The sequence below is a fragment of the Salmonella sp. SAL4457 genome (assembly GCF_046548235.1).
Classification (GTDB): Bacteria; Pseudomonadota; Gammaproteobacteria; order Enterobacterales; family Enterobacteriaceae; genus Salmonella; species Salmonella enterica.
The window spans coordinates 391,870-415,741 of sequence record NZ_JBGDZO010000004.1; the positions used below are offsets into that span (position 1 = coordinate 391,870).

A 23,872-nucleotide genomic window follows, 5' to 3' on the forward strand; every position below is an offset into this window, starting at 1 on the left:
GATACACAATGTCACCAACCATGCTGACCTATATTAACGAAGAGTCTGACGTCCTGGCGAATATTATTCGACGCCATCGCCAGTCTCTGGAAGAAGTATCGCGGTTCGCCAGCCAAAAAACGTTACGACGAATCCTGATATTAGCCACCGGATCGTCATCGAATGCCGCCTTTTGCGCCCGTTATTTCTTTGAGCGCTGCGGTATCTCTATCGATATTAAAGAGCCGTACACCTTTAGCCAGTATGAGAATAGCGATCCGCAAGCCGATATGGTTATTGCTATTTCCCAGAGCGGGAAAAGCGCTTCTACCTTGGAGGCGATGCGTAAAGTTCAGGCGCAGGGACGTCCGGTATTCGCTCTGACCGCCGATCCGCAAAGCCCTCTTGGCAAGGCCAGTGATTATCCACTGGATATTCTGACCGGGATTGAGTCCGTCGGCTTTGTTACCCGTGGATTTAGCGCGACGGTACTGAATCTGTTGCTTATCGCGTTGTTAATTGCCCGTCAGCAGCAGCGACTGACGGAATCGCAGGTCGAGGAGTATGTGGCGCAGCTTCAACGTATCGCGGCAACCCTGCCGTTGGTTATCGTGCGTACGGAAGCGTTTATTCACCAGCACCAGTCCGTTTTACGAAACGGGACGCGTTTTGTGGCGACAGGCTACGGCGCGCTGGTTGGAGTGGCAAAAGAGTTGGAAACTAAATTTACCGAGACGGTGCGTGTTCCCTCAAGCGGGTTTGAGCTGGAAGCCTATATGCACGGCCCGTATCTGGAAGCCAATGCGGAACACGTGATGTTCTTCTTTGAGGACCGGCCCGACGCGCGCTCCAGGGCGCTACGGGAGTATATGACGCCTGCGGTCGCCAAAACCTTTACTCTCACGCTGGCGAAGGCGGCGCAGGATGACCAGACGCTTGCGCTGGATGTAGCGGTTGATCACCATTTCTCGCCATTACTGTTGATTGTACCGGTACAACTCATGGCGTTTCATATCGCCTCACTGAAAGGCATCGACCTTTCGGTACGCATTTTTGACGATTTCGATCGCGTTTTAAAAAGTAAAATCTGAACAATCAGGAGAAAAATATGTTGGGTTTTAATCAGGACGAGTACCTGACGAGTGCTCGTGAGATCATCGCTGCGCGCCAGAAGGCAGAACAGGTTGCTGACGAGATTTATCAGGCCGGGTTCAGTTCTTTATTTTTCGCCTCTGTTGGCGGTTCACTGGCGCCAATGATGGCAATTAATGAATTTGCCAAAGAATTAACAACGTTGCCGGTTTATGTTGAGCAGGCGGCAGAATTAATTCATAAAGGAAATAAGCGGCTGAATAAAGACTCTGTGGTTATTACGCTGTCTAAATCCGGCGATACCAAAGAATCGGTGGCGATCGCCGAGTGGTGTAAAGCACAGGGAATACGCGTAGTCGCTATTACCAAAAATGCGGACTCTCTGCTGGCTCAGGCGGCGACATGGCATATTCCGATGCGTCACAAAAATGGCGTGGAATATGAATATATGCTGCTGTACTGGCTGTTTTTCCGCGTGCTGTCGCGCAATAACGAATTCGCCAGTTACGATCGCTTCGCCAGCCAACTGGAAATTCTGCCGGCGAATCTGCTGAAAGCGAAACAAAAATTTGATCCGCAGGCCGATGCTATCGCCAGCCGTTATCATAACTGTGATTATATGATGTGGGTCGGCGGCGCGGAGATGTGGGGCGAGGTCTATCTGTTCTCCATGTGTATCCTGGAAGAGATGCAGTGGAAGCGCACGCGCCCCGTCAGCTCTGCGGAATTTTTCCACGGCGCTCTGGAGCTGCTGGAAAAAGACGTTCCGCTCATTCTGGTGAAAGGAGAAGGGAAATGCCGCGTGCTGGATGAACGCGTGGAGCGCTTCGCCAGTAAGATTACCGATAACCTGGTGGTGATTGATCCGAAAGCGTATGCGCTGGACGGCATTGATGATGAGTTCCGCTGGATCATGGCGCCCTGCGTCGTCTCGACACAGCTGGTTGATCGGCTGGCGGCGCACTTCGAGAAATATACCGGCCACAGTCTGGATATTCGTCGTTACTACCGTCAGTTCGATTATTAACAGAAAGGGGCGTGTAATATATACAGTGCCTGATGGCGCTTCGCTTATCAGGCCTGTGCGCCAGTTTATTGATAAAGATGATGTGTAGGCCGGGTAAGGCGCAGCCGCCACCCGGCATATATGACATTCTCTTTTAACTCTCAACATTCACCACTTTGATCTCCACCATGCCAATCCCCAATTTGCGCGGCGAATGGCCCAAAATATTACCTTCGTTGGTGGAGACGGGAGTGGGCGGCGCAATGACTAAGGTATTCGCGTCCGTCGGGTTGTTGAAATGCAGCGTGATAGTGGACACATCGTGACCCAGCACCAGCGTCTGTTCTTCGTTGCCTACGCGTACCGGAATCGGCCGATTCGCGTTGTCGCCGAAGGCTTTGGCGGTGATCACCAGATCAAACTTTTTCGGCAGCGGCGCTTTATATTCGATTTTAACCTCATCGCCCAACTGCGCATTTGACCAGCGCCCCCAGGACTCCGGCCGGGAAATGCCGCTAAACTGCTTCACCTCCTCCGGGGCGCCCGCCACGTTAAAGATAAAGCTATCGGCTTTATAACGAATATCGTTATCGACAATCTTTAAGGTATCAACATTGCCTTTGTAGCGTTCCATATCGATCATCGTGTCTTTAAACGCCGTCTTACCCTGCCACTGCGCTTTATCGACATGCTGTACGGTTTGCTGCCCGCCAAGCTGCCCCTGCGAGACGCACCAGTCGGTGGAGAGCGCCAGCGCCGGCGCCCATAGCTGCGCCATTTTGTAGCAGCGATCGACCCAAACGAAATTATCGCGCGGGGCGAAGTCGGCCAACTGGAACCGTAGCGGAGCGGAGTATTCACTTTCCGGTAACGGCTCGACGCGCTTATCCGATACGCGCAGTAGTAACGGCAGGCGGAAGTGGCTCCCGGAAAAAGCGATCATGTTTTTGTCCCGATCGACGGTAAAATCTTTTATCTCTTTCGGAAAATTCCACAGGCGAATAATATCCGGCTTCATCGCCAGCACTTTCTCTTTTACATTCAGGAATACTTCCGACAGCGACTGCCCGGAAAGGCTGCTACGTCCCAGACCGATAAAATTATCGCCGCCGAGAATATCCAGCACCGTTGCGCCGTTGTCCATCGTGTTGCGTTTGACCGCCAGAGTCTCCTGCTGTGGTTTATCGCCGCGCAGAATGAAAAACAGATTGTTGCGATCTTGCTTATTCAGGTATTTCCAGGCCGTATTATTCATCGCCAGATGGTCGGAAGAGACGACGATAACGGTATCTTTAAACCACGGTGACGCTTTGATTTTGTTGATAAACTCGGCGATGTTTTCCTGGCTGCAACTTACGGCGCTAAAGGACTGGTTGGGTTTGCCGTCGTAATCATAGCGTTTACGGTTGCAGGTGCGTGAGATAAACCCGTCCGGGTGGTGAGTATCTACGGTCAGCGTAAACAGCGAAAACCGCTGGCCTGAGCGGGAAAGCGCTTCAAATTTCTTCCATGCCTCATCAAGTACCGTATCGTCGTAGAAGCCCCAGTCGTTACGATAAGACGGGTCCGCCACCACCGTTTTTAGTTCTTCAGCGCCGTACAGATGATCAAATCCGTGTGATTTCAGGAACACGTCTTTCCCGGCAAAACGCAGGTTAGCGCCCTGCACGAAATAGTTCTGGTAGCCGGAGTTTTTCAGAATATCGCCGAGGCAAATATTTTGCGGGAAGAAGCTGGAAACCGACGCGGACGCATTGCCCTCAAACGGCGCAAACAGCGGAATACCACACTGGGAAGCCACCATCCCGGCGATGGTGTAATCCGTTCCCGGCAGTTGCATGGTATGGCTGAAATCCAGCCCCTCATTTTTCAGCGCGCCCAACTCTGGCGTGAGATTGGGGAACGCGTCATTATCAAAATAGGTCCGTTCCAGGCTCTCGCCGTAGATATAGACCAGATTGAGCTTCGGATTAGGAATGGTTTTTGCTGGTTCTTTATAATAAACGGCAAAATCCGGATCGCCATCGCGCATTTGTGATTTTACCAGTTCGGTAATCTGGCGAAACGCCGGGCTGGCGTCGACCGAACCCAACGCCAGCAGTAACGCCAGCAGGCTGTAACCGACATGATGAGGATGGTGACGGCGGCGGCGTAGTACCCATCCCAGCGCGCCGAATACCGCCACTAACGCCAGGGCAATGCCGATTCCCGGCAGAATATATTTGCCGACTCCCGCTCCCGTCAGACTATTCGTGAGCGTATAAAGCACTGCGTCGTTGATCCCGTCGCCGGTAAAATAGTCGCTGGCATACAGGGTAATATTCAGAATGACAAAAAGTCCCAGCACCGTGAGAGTGGCGGCAAACCACCAGGTGTTACGGCCCGCCTTCCAGGCATATATCAGCACAGAGGCGAGAAACAGAGCGACAGAGAGCAACTCGGACAACTGACGATCCTCAATAAACCAGGCTTATCGCTGGCAGGAAAAAATTTCTAACAATGTAATAGCGATGTCACATTGCTGCAATTCTAATAACTTTACACGGCGCTGTTATTTAGAATGAGTTTAGAAAGTTGGTTTTTTGATCGGCATCACTTCCTGCCATAGCGGTTAATAACAGGAAAAGACGAAGAGAAAAATCGGGTTAATGCCGTGTTGGCGGGTAAAGGGCCAAAACACGGCTTTTATCAGGGCGTCCCGGCGTGGCGCACGGTCAGAAAAACGCAGTCAGGAGAGGAAATTCAGCCCTTGCTGCAACACCAGATCGCAAGCTTTGGTTTTCACCTTTTCCGCCAGCGGCGTACTGCCGATATTATTGAGGTTCAACTGCTGGCCGTCCTTCGTCTTGAGCAACCCTTGCAGGCCGTTCAGGTAGTTAGTGTCCTGCTCCTGCTGTGTGGTATCCAACCCCAACTTGTTCAGAATCTGATTTTTAACGTTTTCCACGTTGGTAGCGGACGCCAGTTTCTGTTTGGCGCAGTACTGCAAAATACCGGCGGCATTATTCATATTATCGGCGCTGAGCGACTGGGCACCTCTGCTGAGCAGACCGGTTAGCGCAGAAAGCGACATCCCGCCCTGCTGTGCGTTCGCGCCCTGAGCGCTTAACTGACTGGCGGCAATACCGCTGGTGGAAATCAGTACGCTGGCGATCGCCGCGCAGCACAGAACATGTTTCGCTGTATTCATGGTAATCACCTGTGTTATGCCAGCCAGGCGTTGTATCGCCCTGGCGCACGTTGCAATTTAATACTCTTTACCCGTCACCCGGCTGCGGTAACTGTCCCAGGTAAAATTAACCCATAAACTGTTGCCGAGACGCATACGATCCATGACGCGTTCGCCAAGCATTTTCGTCATCTCTTCCATATTGCTGTTCGTCAACATGCCGGTGGGACGTTTTGACGAGGAACGACGATCGACAATTTGATTGATGATCACTTTTTCATAGCGAGATTCGGTCTGCACGCCGATCTCGTCGATCACCAACAGATCAACGTTACTCAGATCGTTAAGCAACTGCTCTTCGCTGGTTTCCCGATTGCTGAACGTGTCTTTCATCGCTGACATAATATCCGCTACGGTGATAATCAGTACCGACTTTCCGCGCAGCAGCAGCTCGTTACAAATAGCCGCGGCGAGATGGTTTTTACCGGTTCCCGGCTTGCCGGAAAAGACAAAGCTGGCGATATTGCCGTCAAACTCATCAACGTACTGTCGGGCTTTGCTTAACGCGTTCATTTGTCCGTCGCACTCAACCCGATAGTTATCAAACGAGCAGTTCTGATGCAGCGGTCGAATGCCGGAACGGTTAAAGGTGCGCTGCATTTTCATCGCCCGGTTTTCCCGCGCCAGCGCTGCCGCCCGGATCTCGCCTTGCTCTTTCTGCCACGCCAGCAATTCTTCGCCCGTTTTAAACGCCGGCGTAATATGCGCAGGCATCATTTTTTGTAGACGCTGCATCAGGTCGCCAACATTTTTCATCGTTACCCCCTAAAACCTGGTGGAATATGATTGTCAGGTTCGCTGACGCTATTGATGTCGCGCTGCGGCATTCCGCCATTGCTGGAACGGCTGATTTGCACGCTGCGCGCCAGCTTTTGCTGCCACTGGATATGGTGAAAAACCTTACCTTCCGCCTGCCAGTAGGCGATAAACGCCGCCAGCTCTTCTGCGGTGACCGGCTCCCGAAGCGCCACGCCCCAAAGGGCAGCCTGACGCTGAAAATCCGCATCCGGTTGCCAGGCGGGATACATGGCGAATTTTCCGCAGGGAATCGCAACGGGGGCGGCTTCGGGTTCTTCGTAAAATTGTGCGTCTAACGCCACATCGCTTCCCGGACGTGATAACTTTTCTTCAAGCGCCAGCAGTTCAGCCATGCGTGCAGGCGTCACGGCATAAAAGGCAGGCGCATTATTAGCGAATACCGCCACTGCGCCGCCCGTTGACTTCGCCAGCACAGCATGATGATCGTGTAAAAGGGCGTCAATACCGATGACGTCCGACGTTAAAATTCTGGAAGACATAATGTTTCTCAATATGGAACAACAACCGAGAAGGGCGACTGTTTTTATAGTACCACACAGACCTGTAAGAACAGCAGGAGGCGTTCCACCGATCACACGCGGGGGCGTTTGCGGTACAGCCATAATCCCGGTACAGAGAGGCCAATTGAGAGCGCGCCAACAATGGAAGAGGCTTTCAGAAAATTGGTCAGCAGCGTAATCATCATCGGTTCGCTATAGCCCAGATGGCTAATTTTTACTGCGGAAATCATCGCGGTATAGGCGGAAATCCCCGGAAACATCGGGATCACGGCCGCGACGGTAAACACTTTAGGGTGAGCGAGATACCAGCGTGACCACTGAATACCAATACTGCCGACCAGCAGCGAAGCCATAAACGTCGACCATTCGATATTAAAGCCAGCGCTCATCATCAGCATACGCGAGCCATGACCCAGCGCCCCCAGTAGCGCGCACCACGGAAGCGCCCGGTGGGGAACATTAAAGACCATCGCAAACCCGACGGCGGGGATCGCAGACAAGATCATGTCCTGCATTAGCGCCAGTAAAAAGTCGATTATACCCATCCTCGTAGCCCCCATACTGTCATTGACATCACTACGCCCACACAGGTGGCCAGTGTCAACAGGCTGGCGATAGCCCAGCGCGCCAGCCCGGTATTAATATGTCCTTTAAACATATCTGCGACGGAATTAATCAGCGGAAAGCCCGGCACCAGTAGCAGTACGCTCGCCGCCATGGCGATAGTGGGCGTCTGGCTAAAGGCGGGAAGGGTGAGCATCAGCCCGGAAATCGTGGTAGCGACAAAGGCGGTAATGCAAAAATTGATCTGCGGATGTAAATGCCGCTGCGCCAGCATCTGGCGAATATACATGGCTATCATACTGGCGAAAAAGGTGATAACCGCGCCATCCCAGCCGCCATTATTCAGCTTACAAAAGCAGGAGCAGGAAAGACCGACCATAAACGCCACCAGCCAGCGCGGATAACGCAGCGGGCGGAGCTGGCTAAAGCGTTTTTCCACGCCTTTGTAATCCAGCAGACGATGTTCCGCGAGGATAACGATATGCTGAACCTCCGTGACGACGTGCATATTAATGCCGCGATCCTGGTTTTTACGTGTCGATGTCAGACATTGTCCGTCTTTAATGGTCGTCAGGACAATGGCGTTAGAGGAGATCGCGCTTTCGACGCTATCCATACCGAGCGCCAAACCGAGTCGGGTGGAAAGCTCATCAACCAGTGCGCTTTCCGCCCCGTGCTGCAATAAAAACAGCCCGCATTGAATACATAACCGTGTTACTGCTCGTTGAATTGATTGCTCTTCTTGCATGACTCGTCCTGTCCAAAAAGACATTCTATGCGCCGCCACTATGACAGAGGCTTCCTTTTTAACACGAAGCGCAGGCATGATGGCGTTGGTTAAGATCAATTTCTTGTTGATAAAAACGTCAGCCGCCAGACGCAACGCATAAGCTTCTTGAGACGTGCGCTTCGTCACAGGCAGGATATCCTTATGGGCGACGGTTCTCGTATGTCCGTTTCCAGAATAGAGGCATTATGCCAGCCTGGCCGCTCATTTTTGAATCAATGATGTGGTGAATTTTATCAACGATATGCATTAATGGTTTAACCACAATGGCGTGAGCAGCGGGCGTAAAATTAGGCATGACTTAGTGTAATTCGCAGATATTACATGGGTTTTATGGATTGTAGACAGTATTGTTGGGCTTTTGTTTTAGGACTTAGCAATATGAATAAAGAGCGAACTCATATTTTAAATTTATTAATATGATGAGTTTTCGTTAGAATTACTAATGTGCAAATTTAGTTAATTTAATTGTCTTGCTTCTGGTTTTATGAGTAACTATGCGATAGTGATTTCATGTTTTTGTGCTATGTGGATTGTAGCGCAATCAATTTTAGATATTTAAAAATAAAACAAGGATAATTAATCCACTCGGCCTATATTTCTTTGCGCTCATTGTTAATAGTGTTTTTATTAATGGGGCAATGAAAGGGGGCGGCGTGGGTGCGGAGGAATTATGCTGCCAGGATGCTGCAAAAATGGACTTATTATCAGTAAAACCCCTCTTATACAGGAAGGCCTTAAAGGGGCTATAACAGGTAATTTCCCCGATTATAAACTGGTGTATTGTCGTACGATAGAAGAGCTAACGCTGCTACAGCTACGCCGAAGTAATTTAGTTATTGCTGATTTAGCAGTTAACAATGCCTCTCCCCGCGCTATCTGCGAATATTTTTATAGCTTACTCTCGCAATATCGCGACATACATTGGGTATTTCTGGTTCCTAAATCCTGCTATCCACATGCAGTTGATCTCCTGATGGGCCCCGTCAGCACCTTGCTTTCAGACGAAGAGCCAATCGAGAATCTTATTAGCGTTATCCATGCGGGAAACGCTCGCTCAGAAAGAATAAGCAAAACATTATTATCGCCTCAGGTACCGTCTGAAATTCAGCAGTCCCACGACAGGCCGATTGTCCTTACGCTGTCTGAACGAAAAGTATTACGCCTTTTAGGAAAAGGGTGGGGCATTAACCAAATTGCGGCGTTACTTAAAAAAAGTAATAAAACAATTAGTGCCCAAAAAAATAGCGCCATGCGACGCTTATCAATACACAGTAATGCAGAGATGTATGCATGGATAAACAGTTCTCAGGGAGCCAGAGAATTGAACCTACCTTCGGTATATGGAGAAACCATGGAATGGAAAACAGAATCAGCAAGAGAAATGTTGCGCTCGTAGAAAAATGCGTGATGAGCACCATTGGTATTAAAGGGCTATTTGATGCAATGCCGGATTGCCGACATACGCTTCATATTTTTTCAAAACCATCCACGTTTTATAAGGCTGCGCTAAAGACGCCGTTTTCTGCCGTTATTTTTTCTCTTTCTGCGTTAAGAACTGAACGCCGGACAGGATTATCCAGTCTGACGGAATTGGCGATAAATTATCCCCATATGCGGCGTCTGGTGATTGCCGATGATGATGCTGAAGCCCGCTTAATCAGCGCGCTATCCCCGCTGCCGCTGGATGGGGTCATCAGCAAAGCGTCGCCGTTGGATGTTTTACAGGATGCCTTATTTACATCGCTTAATAGCGCCCGGCGGACAACGGAGCGTACAGACAATCTTTGGGAACTTCACCAGAATTGTATGCTTAGTCCAACCGAGCGGGAGATTCTGCGTTTCATGTCGAACGGCTACTCAATGCCGCAAATTGCCGTCCAGTTAGAACGTAACATTAAGACTATCCGGGCGCATAAGTTTAATGTGATGTCCAAGCTGGGCGTGAGTTCTGATGCCGGGTTACTCGATGCGGCGGATATTCTGTTATATCTGCGCGCCGGAGATGCTACCGCGCTCCAGCATCGGGTATAGCCCGCGCCGGATGCGCCGTGCTTGTTCGGGGAATCCGGGTGTCAGGCACGTTATTGGCACACGTCTACCCAGGTCGCCGATGTCAGTTCAGCCATTCTTTCCGGCGTGATGCGTACCGCGCTGTGCGTGGCGCCTGCGGCAGGCAATACTTCGTTATACCCCTTCAGAGAGATGTCGCAATAAACGGGCAGCGGGTGCTCCAGCCCGAAAGGACATACGCCGCCGACAGGATGTCCGGTTGCATTGACCACTTCATCGCTGCTCAACATACGGGCTTTTGCGCCGAAAGTGGTTTTAAGCTTCTTATTATCCAGGCGGGCATCGCCTTTCGCGACCACCAGGATAATGGTGTCTTTTACTTTAAGCGAGAGCGTCTTAGCTATCTGCCCTGGCTCTACGTTGTGTGCTTTGGCTGCCAGCTCGACAGTCGCTGTACTTTGATTTAATTCGATAATTTCAATATCGGGAGCATGATCGGCCAGAAATTGCCGTACAGATTGCAGACTCATTCTTCTCTCCTGAGACCTTACCAATAGCCACGGTAGACCCAAAAATGGCAAAACGTAATTTGGCATACGGAGAGCGCCGCTGTAAATATAATAATGTGACAGGCCAGCAGCAGTAAGCCGTGACGATAACTGAAGGCAACGTAAAGCGGTTTACTTTAACGTGCAGTCGCCGCACTGCTGTACGTCAGGTAAGCGGTAACGTTGGCAGCAGGTTCTGCGTACCAGAAGACCGTCGCGCATTACGACGGTCCGCCACAGCGGGTTATCCTGACCGTCGGATAGCTGCTTTTCAAAAAAACAGCGCTGGCGTAGCGTTGCCAGCAGGGCTTCGCCAAGCAGCGGTTTCATCTCAGTCAGATACCAGTTGATTAAATAACCGGTATTGCTCCAGATAAGTTTCGCGTTGATGTCGCCAGTCGCCTCCAGCGCCTGAATGACCGGCTGTAGTGCGGAGACTATTAGCGTTTCCATTCGTTCTTCCGGGGAACGCCCCGTTGCCAGGTTATCCTGATGCACATCAAGCCAGAAACACGCGGCGCGCCCGGTTTCATGAAATTCAACGTGAATATGTTCTGCGGAGACATTGATAGCGCGCGCTTGCGTCAGTAATGCCAGCATCAGCGGCGGCGTCATCAGCCCGATATACCATTGCGCCCACAGGGAGAGTAACGGCTTATTTTCACGTGGCAGGCCTGGCGTGTGCCGATAGATGTGATCGGAATAGGCGGCCAGCAATGAACGAAACGTCGCGGGGCGCGTCCACTGGGCAAGAGTCATCGCCGTTGGCGGCGGCGTTTCATCCAGCCGGATGAAGTCCAACAGGTGCTGACGGGTAGAGGCGATCGTCTCGCGTACTGCGTCCGCCAGCGAGGCGTCTTCCGGCTGGAGAGCAGCTCGCCAGATAATATCGTCAGCAATCGGTGCGGAACGGTAGGCCATAGCGCAGTTTAATGATGTTAATCTAAATGATAATGATTGCCAATCCTATCGATAGCGATAAACGATGGCAAGCGGTTTATGGTTAACGCTGTTGGCGTAGCACGATTACGTCAGCAGGATTCATAGGGCGCGCATGTCGTCGCTGACCAGAATGTGGTTACGTCCAAGATGCTTGGCTTCGTAGAGCGCTTTATCCGCTTTTTCGATAGCATCTCCGATATTGCGATCCGTCAGGGGCGCAATGCCGATACTGACAGTGACATTGGTGGCGACGCTTTCGTTAAACATATGCGGGATTTTAAGATCGTATACTTCCTGTCGGATACGTTCTGCGGTAGCGCGGGCTTGCTGTGGTTCGGCGGTGGTCAGCAACACCAGAAATTCTTCCCCGCCAAAACGGCAGACGACATCGCGCGATCGCACGGCGTCCCGAATTGCCGCTGAGACGCGGATTAACGCCTGATCGCCCATCATATGACCGTAGTGATCGTTATACGCTTTGAAATGATCGATATCCAATAGCAGGACGTAGTGTTCATGGCTGCCCGGCGCCTGTAACGTATCCAGCCGATTTTGCAGGCCACGGCGGTTATATAAGCCGGTTAATGGATCAAGCATACTCAGGCCATTGAGGGTTTCCCGCTCGGCCAGCAGCTTAAACATGAGCTGTTGGGCAAAATTATCGTAGCGTTTCTGGATAACATGTTGAATAGCGATTCCCACCATTGGCAGGGCCAGCAAATAGAGAATTCGCAAACCTTGTTCATTACCGTTCAGCCACAGGCAGACCGCGACTGGCGGTAGCGAATAGAGCGTAAACGCGACGATATTCGCGGCAAAGGCTATCGAGCCGATAAACAGAACGCTAAGCAGGGAAATCAGTAAAAAAGAGAAATCATAATGGCCTAACGCCGGATACTTTAGCGCAATATGCGCCGCCCATATTCCCCCAAAGAGTAGGGAGATAAAGGGGAGATTAATTCTTTTTTGTCCATATTTCCCATGCCATATCAACAGTAATACGCTCAGGACCACTATCCCGATCATTGGCGTGCAAAATACATTGATCTGATAAAGGGGGAAAACGAGAGTAAATAGCGCCGACACGGCGTTGAGAAACAAGAAAAGACGTAAAGAAAACTGATACTTCTTAATACGAAGCGACCGCCAGGATGGTGTTGTCATGGGTAATTGTCGTTATTTATCGGTGATATACACGGAATCGGGCGCCAACATGAAAATAACGTATGAGAAAAGGTCGCCTAAAGCGAGGTGTTGTTGTTTTTACGTTAACAGTCGGACAATTTATCACCTTACTGAATACGTGTCATCAACCGTTAAGTAAAACTCATCTCTTTAGCTTTCTCCCTGGCTGACAAATGAGAAAATATATCATATGATATTGGTTATCATTATCAATTCCAGAGGTGAAACCATGTTGCAGCGGACGTTAGGCAGCGGATGGGGCGTGTTATTGCCTGGAGTGATTATCGTTGGACTGGCGTTTATCGGCCTGTCAGCTGATGCGCTGAAGCTGTTGATTGTATCAGGATTGCTACTGTCTGCGCTGATGTTGTATCACAAACAATTACGGCATTTTGTACTGCTGCCATCGTGTATGGCGCTTATTGGCGGCATGATGTTGGCAATGATGAACTGGAATCAGGGATGAAAATGAAGAGACAAAGGAAGGATAAGATAATTGGTGCGAGGGGGGGGACTTGAACCCCCACGTCCGTAAGGACACTAACACCTGAAGCTAGCGCGTCTACCAATTCCGCCACCTTCGCACAGTTATCTTACTTTTTGATATCGCCTCGTTGGTGCGAGGGGGGGGACTTGAACCCCCACGTCCGTAAGAACACTAACACCTGAAGCTAGCGCGTCTACCAATTCCGCCACCTTCGCCCAGTGCGAGCAATATCAACGTGGTTTTGGTGCGAGGGGGGGGACTTGAACCCCCACGTCCGTAAGGACACTAACACCTGAAGCTAGCGCGTCTACCAATTCCGCCACCTTCGCATACCATCGATTCTTGAAAAGAATCACTACCACGGAGGCGCATTCTAGTGGTTTTCAGCTATTCGTCAATAGTTAATTGCATGGGATAGATTGATTGCTGCAAAAATGGGCGCGAGACGTAGGTTGGATAAGACGCTTTGCGTCGCCATCCGGCACATGCAACCAGATGGCGCTGCGCTTATCAGGCCAACTATTTCTTCGCCTGACGGGTCATCACGGTACGATAAACCTTAAAGCGCCCGGTTTGCGCGATGACTTCATGGAAGCCAAAAGTCTCATCCAGAATCTTAGGATAGGGCAGAAAGGCGTTCGCCACGATGCGTAACTCCCCGCCGCTGTTCAGATGGCGCACTGCGCCGCGAATGAGCGTTTGCGCCGCATCGAGGCTGGTTTGCATTCCGTCGTGGAACGGCGGGTTGGAGATGATCATGTCAAAACGTCCTTTGACTTCCGAAAAGACGTTGCTGGCGAATACCTCGCCTTCAAGACCATTAGCGGCAAGCGTGGCGCGGCTGGCTTCCACCGCCGGAGCGCTGACGTCACACAGCGTCAGGCGCACTTTCGGCGAATGGCTGGCCAGCGCGGCGGAAAGCACGCCAGCGCCGCAGCCGACATCCAGCACTTTACCTTTGGTGTGCGGCGTCAGCGTAGACAGCAGCAGTTGGCTACCAACATCCAGTCCGTCGCGGCTGAATACGCCCGGCAACGTTTTGATGGTCAGCCCGTCGATGTTGTACTCGGCCCACCAGGATTCAAGACTAAACTGCGGCTGCTTTTCCAGACGGCCATGGTAAAGGCCGCAACGTCGCGCGCTATCTACTTTGTTCAGCGGCGCATAGTCCGCCAGCATCGGTTCGGCGCTACGCACGCCGCTGCGGTTTTCCCCTACGACGAAAACATCGACGCCCGACGGCATCAGCGACAAAATATTCATCAACTGGAACTGCGCTTCGGGTTTATTTTTCGGCCAGTAGTAGATCAGCGTATCGCAGTCAGCGACATCGCTGGCTTGCGCGACCAGGCTAAAACGGACGTTATCGCCCATCTGGCGGCTTAATACCTGCCAGTGGTGAAACTGTTGCGTATGCGCGCGGCTGGCGGCGCATTCAAAGCGCGCGGGCAGGTCATCCTGCAAATCTCCGGCAAAAAGAATACGGCTTTGTTCGAAATCATCACTGTGGCGCAGCAAGACTTCACTTGCCGGGGTAAAAGCAGACATGGAATGCTCCTTAATTCAGACTGGCGGCGATTATAGTAGTTTGATGGCGCAGATTCGACAGATTTGCTATATTTGCGCCCCTGATTACAGGAGCGTTTCGCTATGACATCCCGACGAGACTGGCAGTTACAGCAACTGGGTATTACGCAGTGGGCGCTGCGACGTCCTGGCGCGCTACAGGGCGAGATTGCGATTTCCCTTCCCGCGCACGTTCGTCTGATCGTGGTTGCAGAGGAATTACCCGCGCTGAACGAGCCGCTAATGCGCGATATCTTACGCGCGTTGACCGTGAGTCCCGATCAGGTTTTACCGCTGACGCCTGAGCGCGTCACCATGCTGCCGCAGGGCAGCCGTTGTAATAGCTGGCGGTTAGGAACTGACGCGCCGCTCCAACTCGAAGGCGCTCAGGTCACGACGCCGGCGTTTAATGAACTCCGGGCAAACCCGACGGCACGCGCCGCACTATGGCAACAAATCTGCGAACATGAACACGATTTCTATCCTCAGCACGACCGATCTCCCCGCAGCCTGGCAGATTGAGCAACGCGCTCATGCGTTTCCGTGGAGCGAAAAAACGTTTTTCGGCAACCAGGGCGCACGGTATCTCAACCTTAAGCTGACCGCTGATGACAGAATGGCCGCGTTTGCCATTACACAGGTGGTGCTGGACGAAGCGACGCTGTTCAATATCGCCGTCGATCCGGATTTTCAGCGTCGGGGGCTGGGGCGTATGCTGCTTGAGCATCTGATTGATGAACTGGAAAAACGTGGGGTTGTAACGCTATGGCTGGAGGTACGCGCCTCTAACGCTGCCGCCATCGCGCTGTATGAAAGTCTGGGGTTTAACGAGGCGACGATTCGCCGCAATTACTATCCCACGGCACAAGGGCATGAGGACGCCATCATCATGGCGTTACCGATAAGCATGTAATAAAAGAGGCAAGGTGTAATGATGAAGTGGGACTGGATTTTCTTTGATGCCGATGAAACGCTGTTTACGTTTGATTCTTTCACCGGCTTACAGCGGATGTTCCTTGACTATAGCGTCACCTTTACCGCTGAGGATTTCCAGGATTACCAGGCCGTGAATAAGCCGCTATGGGTGGATTATCAGAACGGCGCGATTACTTCATTACAATTGCAGCACGCGCGCTTTCAAAGTTGGGCTGAACGGCTAAACGTTGCGCCGGGGCTGCTGAATGACGCTTTTATTAGTGCGATGGCGGAGATCTGTTCTCCTTTGCCGGGCGCCGTTTCGCTACTTAATGCGATTCGCGGGCAGGCTAAAATCGGTATTATTACTAACGGTTTTACCGCGCTACAACAAACTCGTCTGGAGCGCACCGGGCTGCGCGAGTATTTCGATCTGCTGGTGATTTCCGAGCAGGTTGGCGTCGCGAAGCCCGATCCGAAAATCTTTAACTACGCCTTGGAGCAGGCGGGGAATCCTGACCGCTCGCGCGTATTAATGGTTGGCGATACCGCGGAGTCCGATATTCTTGGCGGCATTAACGCCGGACTGTCGACCTGCTGGCTTAACGCGCATCATCGCGAGCAGCCCGCGGGTATTCATCCAACCTGGACTGTGGCGTCATTAAGCGAACTGGAGCAGCTCCTGTGTAAACACTGATTGCCTCCCCCAGGTTGATGGGTAAAATAGCCGCATTTTTCGTATTCAACATGCGTGGTCAAACGCCGCGCTTACTCAAGAAGATTTGACTATGACGTTGTCTCCTTATTTGCAAGAGGTGGCCAAACGCCGCACTTTTGCCATCATTTCTCACCCGGACGCCGGTAAAACCACCATTACCGAAAAAGTGTTGCTGTTCGGACAGGCGATTCAGACCGCCGGTACGGTAAAAGGCCGTGGCTCCAGCCAACATGCAAAATCTGACTGGATGGAGATGGAAAAACAGCGTGGTATCTCTATCACCACCTCGGTGATGCAGTTCCCGTATCATGACTGTCTGGTGAACCTGCTGGACACCCCGGGGCACGAAGACTTCTCCGAAGATACCTACCGTACCCTGACGGCGGTGGACTGTTGCCTGATGGTGATCGACGCCGCAAAAGGCGTTGAAGACAGGACCCGTAAGCTGATGGAAGTTACCCGTCTGCGCGATACGCCGATCCTGACCTTTATGAACAAACTCGACCGTGATATCCGCGACCCGATGGAGCTGCTGGATGAAGTCGAGAACGAGCTGAAAATCGGCTGCGCGCCGATCACCTGGCCGATTGGCTGCGGCAAGCTGTTTAAGGGCGTTTATCACCTTTATAAAGATGAAACTTATCTGTATCAGACCGGTAAGGGCCACACCATTCAGGAAGTGCGCATCGTTAAAGGGCTGAATAACCCGGATCTGGACGCTGCCGTCGGTGAAGATCTGGCGCAGCAGCTGCGCGACGAGCTGGAACTGGTGCAGGGCGCGTCTAACGAGTTTGATGAAGAGCTGTTCCTGGCAGGGGAAATTACCCCGGTATTTTTCGGTACCGCGCTGGGTAACTTTGGCGTTGACCATATGCTGGATGGTTTAGTGGCGTGGGCGCCCGCGCCGATGCCGCGTCAAACCGATACCCGCACAGTGGAAGCCTCGGAAGAGAAGTTCACCGGTTTTGTCTTTAAAATTCAGGCCAATATGGACCCGAAACACCGCGACCGCGTGGCGTTTATGCGCGTGGTTTCCGGTAAGTATGAGAAGGGCATGAAGCTACGCCAGGTCCGTACCGGCAAAGATGTGGTGATTTCCGACGCGTTAACTTTTATGGCGGGCGACCGTTCGCACGTTGAAGAAGCGTACCCGGGCGATATTTTGGGTCTGCATAACCACGGCACCATTCAGATCGGCGATACCTTCACCCAGGGCGAGATGATGAAGTTTACCGGTATCCCGAACTTTGCGCCGGAACTGTTCCGTCGTATTCGCCTGAAAGATCCGCTCAAGCAGAAGCAGCTACTGAAAGGGCTGGTGCAGCTTTCTGAAGAGGGGGCGGTGCAGGTATTCCGTCCCATCTCCAACAACGATCTGATTGTCGGCGCCGTGGGCGTTTTGCAGTTTGACGTTGTTGTCGCGCGCCTGAAAAGCGAATACAACGTTGAGGCGATTTATGAATCCGTCAACGTGGCGACGGCGCGCTGGGTGGAAAGCGCCGATGCGAAGAAATTCGAAGAGTTCAAGCGTAAGAATGAAACACAACTGGCGCTGGATGGCGGCGACAACCTCACCTATATCGCCCCAACAATGGTTAACCTGAACCTGACCCAGGAACGTTACCCTGACGTTCAGTTCCGTAAAACGCGCGAACACTGATCCCTTTCCGGGCGCGGCATCCGCCGCGCCTTCGTACTTTCCCTGCCTTTTTAACCGCTTACGGAATGTTCTTAAATCCCGCGTTTTTTCTCCGATCTGCCTGTTTTTTATACGCACCGACAAGCGATTTTAAAATTGTGATCTATATTTAACAAAGTGATGACATAAATGTCGGCTTTAATGCCTGTTCAATGCGTGAATATGAGAGCTTAAAGCTGAGATTTGTTTCAGTCACGATATTAATAACTGAAACGGAAGGGTGGCAGGCGACGCGTCGTTACAAATTCACGAATGTGATGCCAGTCATTGACTTCAGAAACCGGTGAGTTTCACCGCATTCAGCAATGCAACCTCGTGTTGCCTGAGCTCAAATTACGAGCAAACTATACAGGACAAAATCGATGACTATGACAAGACTGAAGATTTCTAAAACTCTGCTGGCCGTAATGTTGACCTCTGCTGTTGCGACAGGTTCTGCCTTTGCAGAAAACGCAACAACGGACAAGGCGCAAAGCGGAACCGAAACCGCAGGGCAAAAAGTCGATAGCTCTATGAATAAAGTCGGTAACTTCATGGATGACAGCGCCATCACTGCGAAAGTCAAAGCTGCGCTGGTAGACCATGACAATATTAAAAGCACCGATATTTCTGTCGAAACCAATCAGAAAGTCGTCACCCTGAGCGGCTTTGTAGAAAGCCAGGCGCAGGCTGAAGCCGCCGTGAAAGTGGCGAAAGGCGTAGAAGGCGTGACCTCCGTTAGCGACAAACTTCACGTTCGCGACAATAAAGAAGGTTCCGTGAAAGGCTATGCCGGCGATACGGCCACGACCAGTGAAGTCAAAGCCAAGTTGCTGGCGGACGATCTCGTCCCTTCCCGTAAAGTGAAAGTGGAAACGACCGATGGCGTCGTACAGCTCTCCGGTACTGTTGAAACTCAGGAACAAAGCGACCGCGCTGAAAGCATCGCGAAAGCCGTTGATGGCGTAAAAAGTGTTAAAAACGATCTGAAAGTTCAGTAATTCGTCGTAATTCGTCCTCCCGACGTTTGTCGGGAGGCGTAATGTGCACCACACTAAAAATATCGCGAATGAGTAGCCTGAGCGCTCATATTTAGCGGTCGACATTAACTATGGTAAAGGAGAGGCTTATGTTTCGTTGGGGCATTATATTTCTGGTTATCGCGTTAATTGCCGCCGCATTGGGTTTTGGTGGACTGGCTGGTACGGCTGCCGGCGCGGCGAAAATCGTCTTCGTCGTCGGGATCGTGCTCTTCCTGGTCAGCCTGTTCATGGGCCGTAAACGACCCTAGCAGGCATCTGTAAAGATATATTGCTATCAAGCCAGTCCAGCGGACTGGCTTTTACGGTTTTAGCCGTTAACGTTTTGCGTTACCTTGTCAGCCTGGAAAAAAATGAAAAACAGGAAGGCAGAGGTGGGCCAGCGAATACCGGTTACGCTCGGCAATATTGCGCCGTTATCATTAACACCGTTCCGGCCAGGCCGTATGGCGCTGGTCTGTGAGGGCGGGGGGCAGCGGGGCATCTTTACCGCAGGCGTGCTGGATGAGTTTATGCGTGCGCAGTTTAATCCTTTCCATCTCTACTTCGGCACATCAGCCGGTGCGCAAAATCTCTCGGCGTATCTCTGCAACCAGCCCGGCTACGGGCGTAAAGTCATTATGCGCTATACCACCAGGCGCGAATTTTTTGATCCGCTGCGATTTGTACGCGGAGGAAACCTTATTGACCTCGACTGGCTGGTGGAATCCACCGCCGCCCGAATGCCGCTGCAGATGGATACCGCAGCGCGCCTGTTCGACAGCGGAAAATCCTTTTATATGTGCGCCTGCCGGGGGGATGATTACACGCCGGGCTATTTCTCGCCGACAAAACAAAACTGGCTTGATATCATTCGCGCCTCCAGCGCCATACCGGGTTTCTACCGTACCGGCGTTACGTTAGAGGGCATCAACTATCTGGACGGTGGCATTAGCGACGCCATTCCGGTTCAGGAGGCGGCAAAGCGGGGGGCGAAAACCATTGTGGTGATCCGCACCGTACCCTCGCAAATGTATTACACGCCGCAGTGGTTTAAGCGTATGGAGCGCTGGCTGGGAGAGAGCAGTCTACAGCCGTTGGTCAACCTGGTGCAGCATCATGAAACGTCCTACAGCGCGATCCAACAATTTATTGAAAAGCCGCCGGGTAAGCTGCGGATCATTGAAATTTATCCACCGAAACCTCTGCACAGCATGGCGCTGGGCAGCCGTATCCCGGCGCTGCGTGAGGATTACAAAACCGGGCAATTATGCGGGCGTTATTTCCTTGCCACCGTTGGTAAATTGCTCGCCGCAACGCCGCCTCTCCTGCGCCATACGTCGCGGATTGCCGTGCCGGAAACGGTGGTCGTGCCTCCGGCGCCGGTGGCCAATGATACGCATGTGGCGGAGGTCATTAGCGCGCCGCAGGCAAACGACACCACATTTACCGACGAGGATCTGGCGTGAGCTGGCGCTTTATTGATACGCATTGCCATTTTGATTTCCCGCCCTTTACGGGCGATGAGCGCGCCAGTATTCAGCGTGCCTGTGAGGCGGGCGTTGAAAAAATCATCGTGCCGGCGACCGAGGCGGCTCACTTTCCCCGCGTGCTGGCGCTGGCGGCGCGTTTCCCGTCGCTTTATGCTGCGCTGGGATTGCACCCCATTGTGATTGAGCGTCATGCCGATGACGATCCTGATAAGCTGCAACAAGCGCTGGCGCAACAACAGAACGTCGTGGCGGTAGGCGAGATTGGTCTCGATCTTTATCGCGACGATCCGCAGTTCGCCAGGCAAGAGCGATTTTTAGACGCGCAACTACAACTGGCAAAACGCTACGATCTGCCGGTGATCCTGCACTCGCGGCGCACGCATGACAAACTGGCGATGCACTTAAAGCGCCAGGATCTGCCGCGAACCGGTGTGGTGCATGGTTTTGCCGGCAGTCTGCAGCAGGCCGAACGCTTTGTGCGACTGGGCTATAAAATCGGCGTCGGCGGCACCATCACCTACCCGCGCGCCAGTAAAACCCGTGATGTTATGGCGCGGTTGCCGCTGGACGCGCTGTTGCTGGAGACCGATGCGCCGGATATGCCGCTAAAGGGGTTTCAGGGGCAGCCGAACCGCCCGGAGCAGGCGGCGCGCGTATTTGATGCGCTCTGCGAATTACGTCCGGAGCCCGCAGAGGTGATAGCCGATACGCTGTATCGCAATACCATTACCTTGTTTCGGCTCTGATGGCATCGCAGCCGCCGTCCGGCAGGCGACGCTTACAAATATAGCGCCGGCAAAATCAGCTTCGCCACCCCACGCGCGCGCAATCCGTCAGCCAGCCGTTCCACCTCTTGCGGCGTCGCGCCTGGCCAGGCCTTCGCTTCGCCATAGACGCCGTGCGCATGAAAGGCATTCAGACGCACCGGAACCTCGCCCAGCGAAGTAATAAACGCCGCCAGTGAATCAATATGCGCCACATAGTCCACCTGACCCGGGATAACCAGCAACCGCAGCTCCGCCAGTTTTCCCTGCGCAGCAAGAAAGCGGATACTGTGCTTAATATGCGTATTATCACGTCCGGTCAGACGGTGATGACACTCGCTCTTCCAGGCTTTCAGATCGAGCATTACGCCGTCGCAAACCGGCAGTAGTTTTTTCCAGCCGGTCTCGCTTAACTGACCATTACTGTCCACCAGACAGGTCAGCCGTTGTAACTGCGGATCGGCTTTGATCGCCGTAAATAGCGCCACAATAAACGGTAATTGCGTGGTCGCCTCTCCGCCGCTGACGGTAATACCTTCAATAAACAGCGATGCTTTACGAATATGACGCAGCACATCGTCAACGCTCATGGTTTGCGCCATTGGCGTTGCCTGCTGTGGGCACATTTTCAGGCAGGTATCGCACTGCTCGCAGACGTCCGACCGCCATACCACTTTCCCGCCATCAACGCTGAGGGCGTGATGCGGACACTGCGATACGCATTCCCCGCAGTCGTTACAGCGTCCCATCGTCCACGGGTTATGGCAATTCTTGCAGCGCAAATTGCAGCCCTGTAAGAATAATGCCAGGCGGCTGCCTGGCCCATCGACGCAGGAAAACGCAATGATCTTACTGACTAAAGCGCATCTGTTGTTCATGGCTGACTACGCGTGGCTGTCGTTCCAGGATGCGGGTATTACGTGCGGCTTCTTCTCCCAGCCAGGTGGTATTCGTGCGCGAGCCTTCGGCGCGAAATTTCGCCAGATCCGACAGGCGCACCATATAACCGGTGACGCGCACCAGATCGTTGCCGCTGACATTGGCAGTAAATTCCCGCATCCCGGCTTTGAACGCGCCAAGACAAAGCTGAACCAGCGCCTGCGGATTACGCTTGATGGTTTCGTCCAGCGTCAGAATGTCGCTGATCCCGGCATGGTAAAAGGCATGGTGCGGCGCGACGGTTTGCAGATGGGTGATAGGGTCCGGTTCATCGCCATACGGCAAACGTGCGCCCGGCGTAGTGCCAATATCGGAACTGATGCCAGACTGGGCATGGAGCAGCGCCCGTTGCTTCCAGCCATACTTCACTGGCGTATTTTCGACGAAATCCGCCAGTTGGGTGCTAATACGGTAGCCCAGCTCGTTCGCCGTATCATTCTTGCCGTAACGGGCGGTCAGGCCCGCGTTTTCGCACAGCAGATTCACGGCTTCCGCCAGCCCGTACATACCGAACATCGGCGCAAAACGTTCGGGATCGATCAAACCTTCCTGTACAAGAAAGCTATTCTCAAAGAAATGTGACTTTTCATAGAGGAATTCACATCGTGAATTAATGATGGCGATCTGCTGTCGGCAGTAGTGCGGTAGCGTGCGTGAAAAGAAGTCATCGACAGACGTACTGCGTTCTGCCACGGCTTTCAGGTTGAGACGTACCAGCGTACTGCCGCCGCCGCCAAGCGGTAGCGAGTTATAACAACTGACGATGCCATAATGGCCTTTTGTGAAAATTTTATCATTTACAGGGCCGTTGGAAATGTGTGGCTTACTGCATTCGCAAATGTTTTTGGCGACCTCCAGCAGCAGATCGTCCGGCGTAATTTCCGCATCGTAGATAAACGTCAGGTTAGGCGCCACCTGCTTTAGCTCGGCATCAGCGCGCAAAATCGCTCGTGTGACAGGCGTATCGGCAGGGCCAATATTGGCATGCATAAAGGCGTCTGGCAGCGTTCTGTCGAGATAACGCCAGAAACGTTTTATTCGAATATCGATCGCATCTTGTGTTAGAATTCTAACATACGGTTGCAGCAACGCATCAAGCTGGCCGAGATAAACCGGCATGGACGTCACGGAAGGAACGTGATGATACAGAATGGTGAGTAGGGATAACGCATCATCCAGATCTTTCGCGCCTTCCAGTTCCAGCCACTGTGAACCGTTAGCCAGAAATCGGGCGTAATCGGGCAACACGTAGCGTGGTTTGAAGGGGGCGTGCCCCTCAAACATATCGCAAATGACGCCTTCATCCAGCGCCTGGCGGGCATCTTCCGGCAGGGTGGGATAAGGCAGGGCGTTTTCAGCTTCCAGCGCCAGAAAATGGCGTTTTTGTTCAGGCGTGAGCACCGGGCTGGTCACAATTTGCTGGCAACGCTGCTGGAGCGCAGTTTCGCATGAGGCAGGCATCTTCGTTTCCTCTTTATGCCGGGACGATGCGCTATTGTAGAAAATGGCGGCAAACCGACTTTGATCCTGATGCGCTTATCGCTCGAAGAACAGGCGGTGACGGCGGGATAATTTGATTCAGATCTCATTACAGTAATGCAAATTTGTACGTAGTTTTCATTAACTGTG

25 protein-coding genes and 3 tRNA genes are annotated in these 23,872 nt (G+C 52.4%); 13 read left to right on the forward strand and 15 right to left on the reverse strand.

All coding sequences use genetic code 11. From position 1 onward, the window contains the following. Window positions 1-8 precede the first annotated feature (8 nt). Window positions 9-1,070 carry an SIS domain-containing protein gene (locus ACLJNW_RS15615; protein WP_024154841.1) on the forward strand — a complete coding sequence of 354 codons (1,062 nt, stop codon included), beginning with the start codon at window positions 9-11 and terminating at the stop codon, window positions 1,068-1,070. Window positions 1,071-1,087: 17 nt separating this feature from the next. After that, entirely contained in the window at window positions 1,088-2,098 is a 1,011-nt protein-coding gene (locus ACLJNW_RS15620; RefSeq protein ID WP_024154842.1) for an SIS domain-containing protein, read from the forward strand. A gap of 133 nt (window positions 2,099-2,231) precedes the next feature. Here ACLJNW_RS15620 and opgB read toward each other — a convergent pair whose 3' ends face one another. The 6 genes from opgB to ACLJNW_RS15650 form a co-directional block, all read right to left on the reverse strand. Continuing rightward, a complete protein-coding gene (opgB, locus tag ACLJNW_RS15625; RefSeq protein ID WP_024154843.1) occupies window positions 2,232-4,523 on the reverse strand; it encodes a phosphatidylglycerol--membrane-oligosaccharide glycerophosphotransferase in 2,292 nt (763 codons plus the stop codon). Between the two features lie 282 nt (window positions 4,524-4,805). Next, window positions 4,806-5,267 carry a DUF2501 domain-containing protein gene (locus ACLJNW_RS15630; RefSeq protein ID WP_001090314.1) on the reverse strand — a complete coding sequence of 154 codons (462 nt, stop codon included), beginning with the start codon at window positions 5,265-5,267 and terminating at the stop codon, window positions 4,806-4,808. A 57-nt stretch (window positions 5,268-5,324) separates the two neighbouring features. Continuing rightward, on the reverse strand, window positions 5,325-6,062 hold the full coding sequence (dnaC, locus tag ACLJNW_RS15635) for a DNA replication protein DnaC (protein WP_000799924.1): 738 nt from the start codon (window positions 6,060-6,062) through the stop codon (window positions 5,325-5,327). 2 nt (window positions 6,063-6,064) lie between these two features. Continuing rightward, entirely contained in the window at window positions 6,065-6,604 is a 540-nt protein-coding gene (dnaT, locus tag ACLJNW_RS15640; RefSeq protein ID WP_000098573.1) for a primosomal protein DnaT, read from the reverse strand. Between the two features lie 92 nt (window positions 6,605-6,696). Next, window positions 6,697-7,170, reverse strand: coding sequence for a threonine/serine exporter (locus ACLJNW_RS15645; RefSeq protein ID WP_000511329.1), 474 nt, complete (start codon window positions 7,168-7,170; stop codon window positions 6,697-6,699). Then, window positions 7,161-7,937, reverse strand: a complete 777-nt coding sequence (locus tag ACLJNW_RS15650) for a threonine/serine exporter ThrE family protein (RefSeq protein ID WP_001674846.1) — start codon at window positions 7,935-7,937, stop codon at window positions 7,161-7,163. The genes ACLJNW_RS15645 and ACLJNW_RS15650 overlap by 10 nt, the downstream gene beginning before the upstream one ends. 712 nt (window positions 7,938-8,649) lie before the next feature. Here ACLJNW_RS15650 and ACLJNW_RS15655 point away from each other — a divergent pair. Both ACLJNW_RS15655 and bglJ read left to right on the forward strand, forming a co-directional pair. Continuing rightward, window positions 8,650-9,375 (forward strand): response regulator transcription factor, encoded by a 726-nt coding sequence (locus ACLJNW_RS15655; protein ID WP_023204872.1) that lies wholly within the window; start codon window positions 8,650-8,652, stop codon window positions 9,373-9,375. Further along, window positions 9,336-10,010, forward strand: a complete 675-nt coding sequence (bglJ, locus tag ACLJNW_RS15660; protein WP_000431553.1) for a DNA-binding transcriptional activator BglJ — start codon at window positions 9,336-9,338, stop codon at window positions 10,008-10,010. The genes ACLJNW_RS15655 and bglJ overlap by 40 nt, the downstream gene beginning before the upstream one ends. Before the next feature lie 50 nt (window positions 10,011-10,060). Here bglJ and ACLJNW_RS15665 read toward each other — a convergent pair whose 3' ends face one another. From ACLJNW_RS15665 to ACLJNW_RS15675, 3 genes are all read right to left on the reverse strand, one after another. Next, a complete protein-coding gene (locus tag ACLJNW_RS15665; RefSeq protein ID WP_000058276.1) occupies window positions 10,061-10,519 on the reverse strand; it encodes a YbaK/EbsC family protein in 459 nt (152 codons plus the stop codon). A gap of 150 nt (window positions 10,520-10,669) precedes the next feature. Beyond that, the gene (gene fhuF, locus ACLJNW_RS15670) at window positions 10,670-11,458 is read right to left on the reverse strand and encodes a siderophore-iron reductase FhuF (protein ID WP_024154844.1); all 789 of its coding nucleotides are present in this window, start codon (window positions 11,456-11,458) and stop codon (window positions 10,670-10,672) included. 120 nt (window positions 11,459-11,578) lie between these two features. Next, window positions 11,579-12,643: a GGDEF domain-containing protein gene (locus ACLJNW_RS15675; RefSeq protein WP_000211207.1), complete on the reverse strand. Its 1,065-nt coding sequence runs from the start codon at window positions 12,641-12,643 to the stop codon at window positions 11,579-11,581. 250 nt (window positions 12,644-12,893) lie between these two features. On the opposite strand from ACLJNW_RS15675, the gene ACLJNW_RS15680 reads away from it, so the two are divergent. Next, window positions 12,894-13,130, forward strand: a complete 237-nt coding sequence (locus tag ACLJNW_RS15680) for a DUF1435 domain-containing protein (protein ID WP_000941877.1) — start codon at window positions 12,894-12,896, stop codon at window positions 13,128-13,130. A 31-nt stretch (window positions 13,131-13,161) separates the two neighbouring features. Here the strand turns inward: ACLJNW_RS15680 and ACLJNW_RS15685 are convergent. The 4 genes from ACLJNW_RS15685 to rsmC form a co-directional block, all read right to left on the reverse strand. Then, a tRNA-Leu gene (locus tag ACLJNW_RS15685) sits at window positions 13,162-13,248 on the reverse strand. Between the two features lie 31 nt (window positions 13,249-13,279). Next, window positions 13,280-13,366: transfer RNA gene (locus tag ACLJNW_RS15690), tRNA-Leu, on the reverse strand. Window positions 13,367-13,393: 27 nt separating this feature from the next. Next, window positions 13,394-13,480 (reverse strand) — tRNA-Leu (locus ACLJNW_RS15695). Window positions 13,481-13,670: 190 nt separating this feature from the next. Beyond that, window positions 13,671-14,699, reverse strand: coding sequence for a 16S rRNA (guanine(1207)-N(2))-methyltransferase RsmC (gene rsmC / locus ACLJNW_RS15700; RefSeq protein ID WP_001272276.1), 1,029 nt, complete (start codon window positions 14,697-14,699; stop codon window positions 13,671-13,673). Window positions 14,700-14,801: 102 nt separating this feature from the next. On the opposite strand from rsmC, the gene ACLJNW_RS15705 reads away from it, so the two are divergent. The 8 genes from ACLJNW_RS15705 to ACLJNW_RS15740 all read left to right on the forward strand — a co-directional run bounded on the left by ACLJNW_RS15705 (window position 14,802) and on the right by ACLJNW_RS15740 (window position 21,286). Next, a complete protein-coding gene (locus tag ACLJNW_RS15705) occupies window positions 14,802-15,239 on the forward strand; it encodes a DNA polymerase III subunit psi (RefSeq protein ID WP_023204492.1) in 438 nt (145 codons plus the stop codon). Continuing rightward, window positions 15,184-15,630, forward strand: a complete 447-nt coding sequence (gene rimI, locus ACLJNW_RS15710) for a ribosomal protein S18-alanine N-acetyltransferase (RefSeq protein ID WP_023204491.1) — start codon at window positions 15,184-15,186, stop codon at window positions 15,628-15,630. Before ACLJNW_RS15705 ends, rimI begins: the two co-directional genes overlap by 56 nt. Before the next feature lie 21 nt (window positions 15,631-15,651). Beyond that, the gene (gene yjjG / locus ACLJNW_RS15715) at window positions 15,652-16,329 is read left to right on the forward strand and encodes a pyrimidine 5'-nucleotidase (RefSeq protein WP_000870686.1); all 678 of its coding nucleotides are present in this window, start codon (window positions 15,652-15,654) and stop codon (window positions 16,327-16,329) included. 91 nt (window positions 16,330-16,420) lie between these two features. After that, the gene (gene prfC, locus ACLJNW_RS15720) at window positions 16,421-18,010 is read left to right on the forward strand and encodes a peptide chain release factor 3 (RefSeq protein WP_000175965.1); all 1,590 of its coding nucleotides are present in this window, start codon (window positions 16,421-16,423) and stop codon (window positions 18,008-18,010) included. A gap of 401 nt (window positions 18,011-18,411) precedes the next feature. Beyond that, entirely contained in the window at window positions 18,412-19,029 is a 618-nt protein-coding gene (osmY, locus tag ACLJNW_RS15725) for a molecular chaperone OsmY (protein WP_000178963.1), read from the forward strand. Between the two features lie 128 nt (window positions 19,030-19,157). After that, the gene (locus ACLJNW_RS15730) at window positions 19,158-19,319 is read left to right on the forward strand and encodes a DUF1328 domain-containing protein (RefSeq protein WP_000490276.1); all 162 of its coding nucleotides are present in this window, start codon (window positions 19,158-19,160) and stop codon (window positions 19,317-19,319) included. 123 nt (window positions 19,320-19,442) lie between these two features. Beyond that, complete coding sequence (locus ACLJNW_RS15735) at window positions 19,443-20,516, forward strand: patatin family protein (RefSeq protein ID WP_000531540.1); 1,074 nt, start codon at window positions 19,443-19,445, stop codon at window positions 20,514-20,516. Further along, window positions 20,513-21,286 (forward strand): metal-dependent hydrolase, encoded by a 774-nt coding sequence (locus tag ACLJNW_RS15740; protein ID WP_000119005.1) that lies wholly within the window; start codon window positions 20,513-20,515, stop codon window positions 21,284-21,286. The genes ACLJNW_RS15735 and ACLJNW_RS15740 overlap by 4 nt, the downstream gene beginning before the upstream one ends. 32 nt (window positions 21,287-21,318) lie before the next feature. Here the strand turns inward: ACLJNW_RS15740 and ACLJNW_RS15745 are convergent, their stop codons facing one another. Beyond that, window positions 21,319-22,182 (reverse strand): YjjW family glycine radical enzyme activase, encoded by an 864-nt coding sequence (locus tag ACLJNW_RS15745; RefSeq protein ID WP_001064941.1) that lies wholly within the window; start codon window positions 22,180-22,182, stop codon window positions 21,319-21,321. Further along, window positions 22,154-23,704 (reverse strand): YjjI family glycine radical enzyme, encoded by a 1,551-nt coding sequence (locus tag ACLJNW_RS15750; protein WP_001111689.1) that lies wholly within the window; start codon window positions 23,702-23,704, stop codon window positions 22,154-22,156. The genes ACLJNW_RS15745 and ACLJNW_RS15750 overlap by 29 nt, the downstream gene beginning before the upstream one ends. Window positions 23,705-23,872 lie beyond the last annotated feature (168 nt).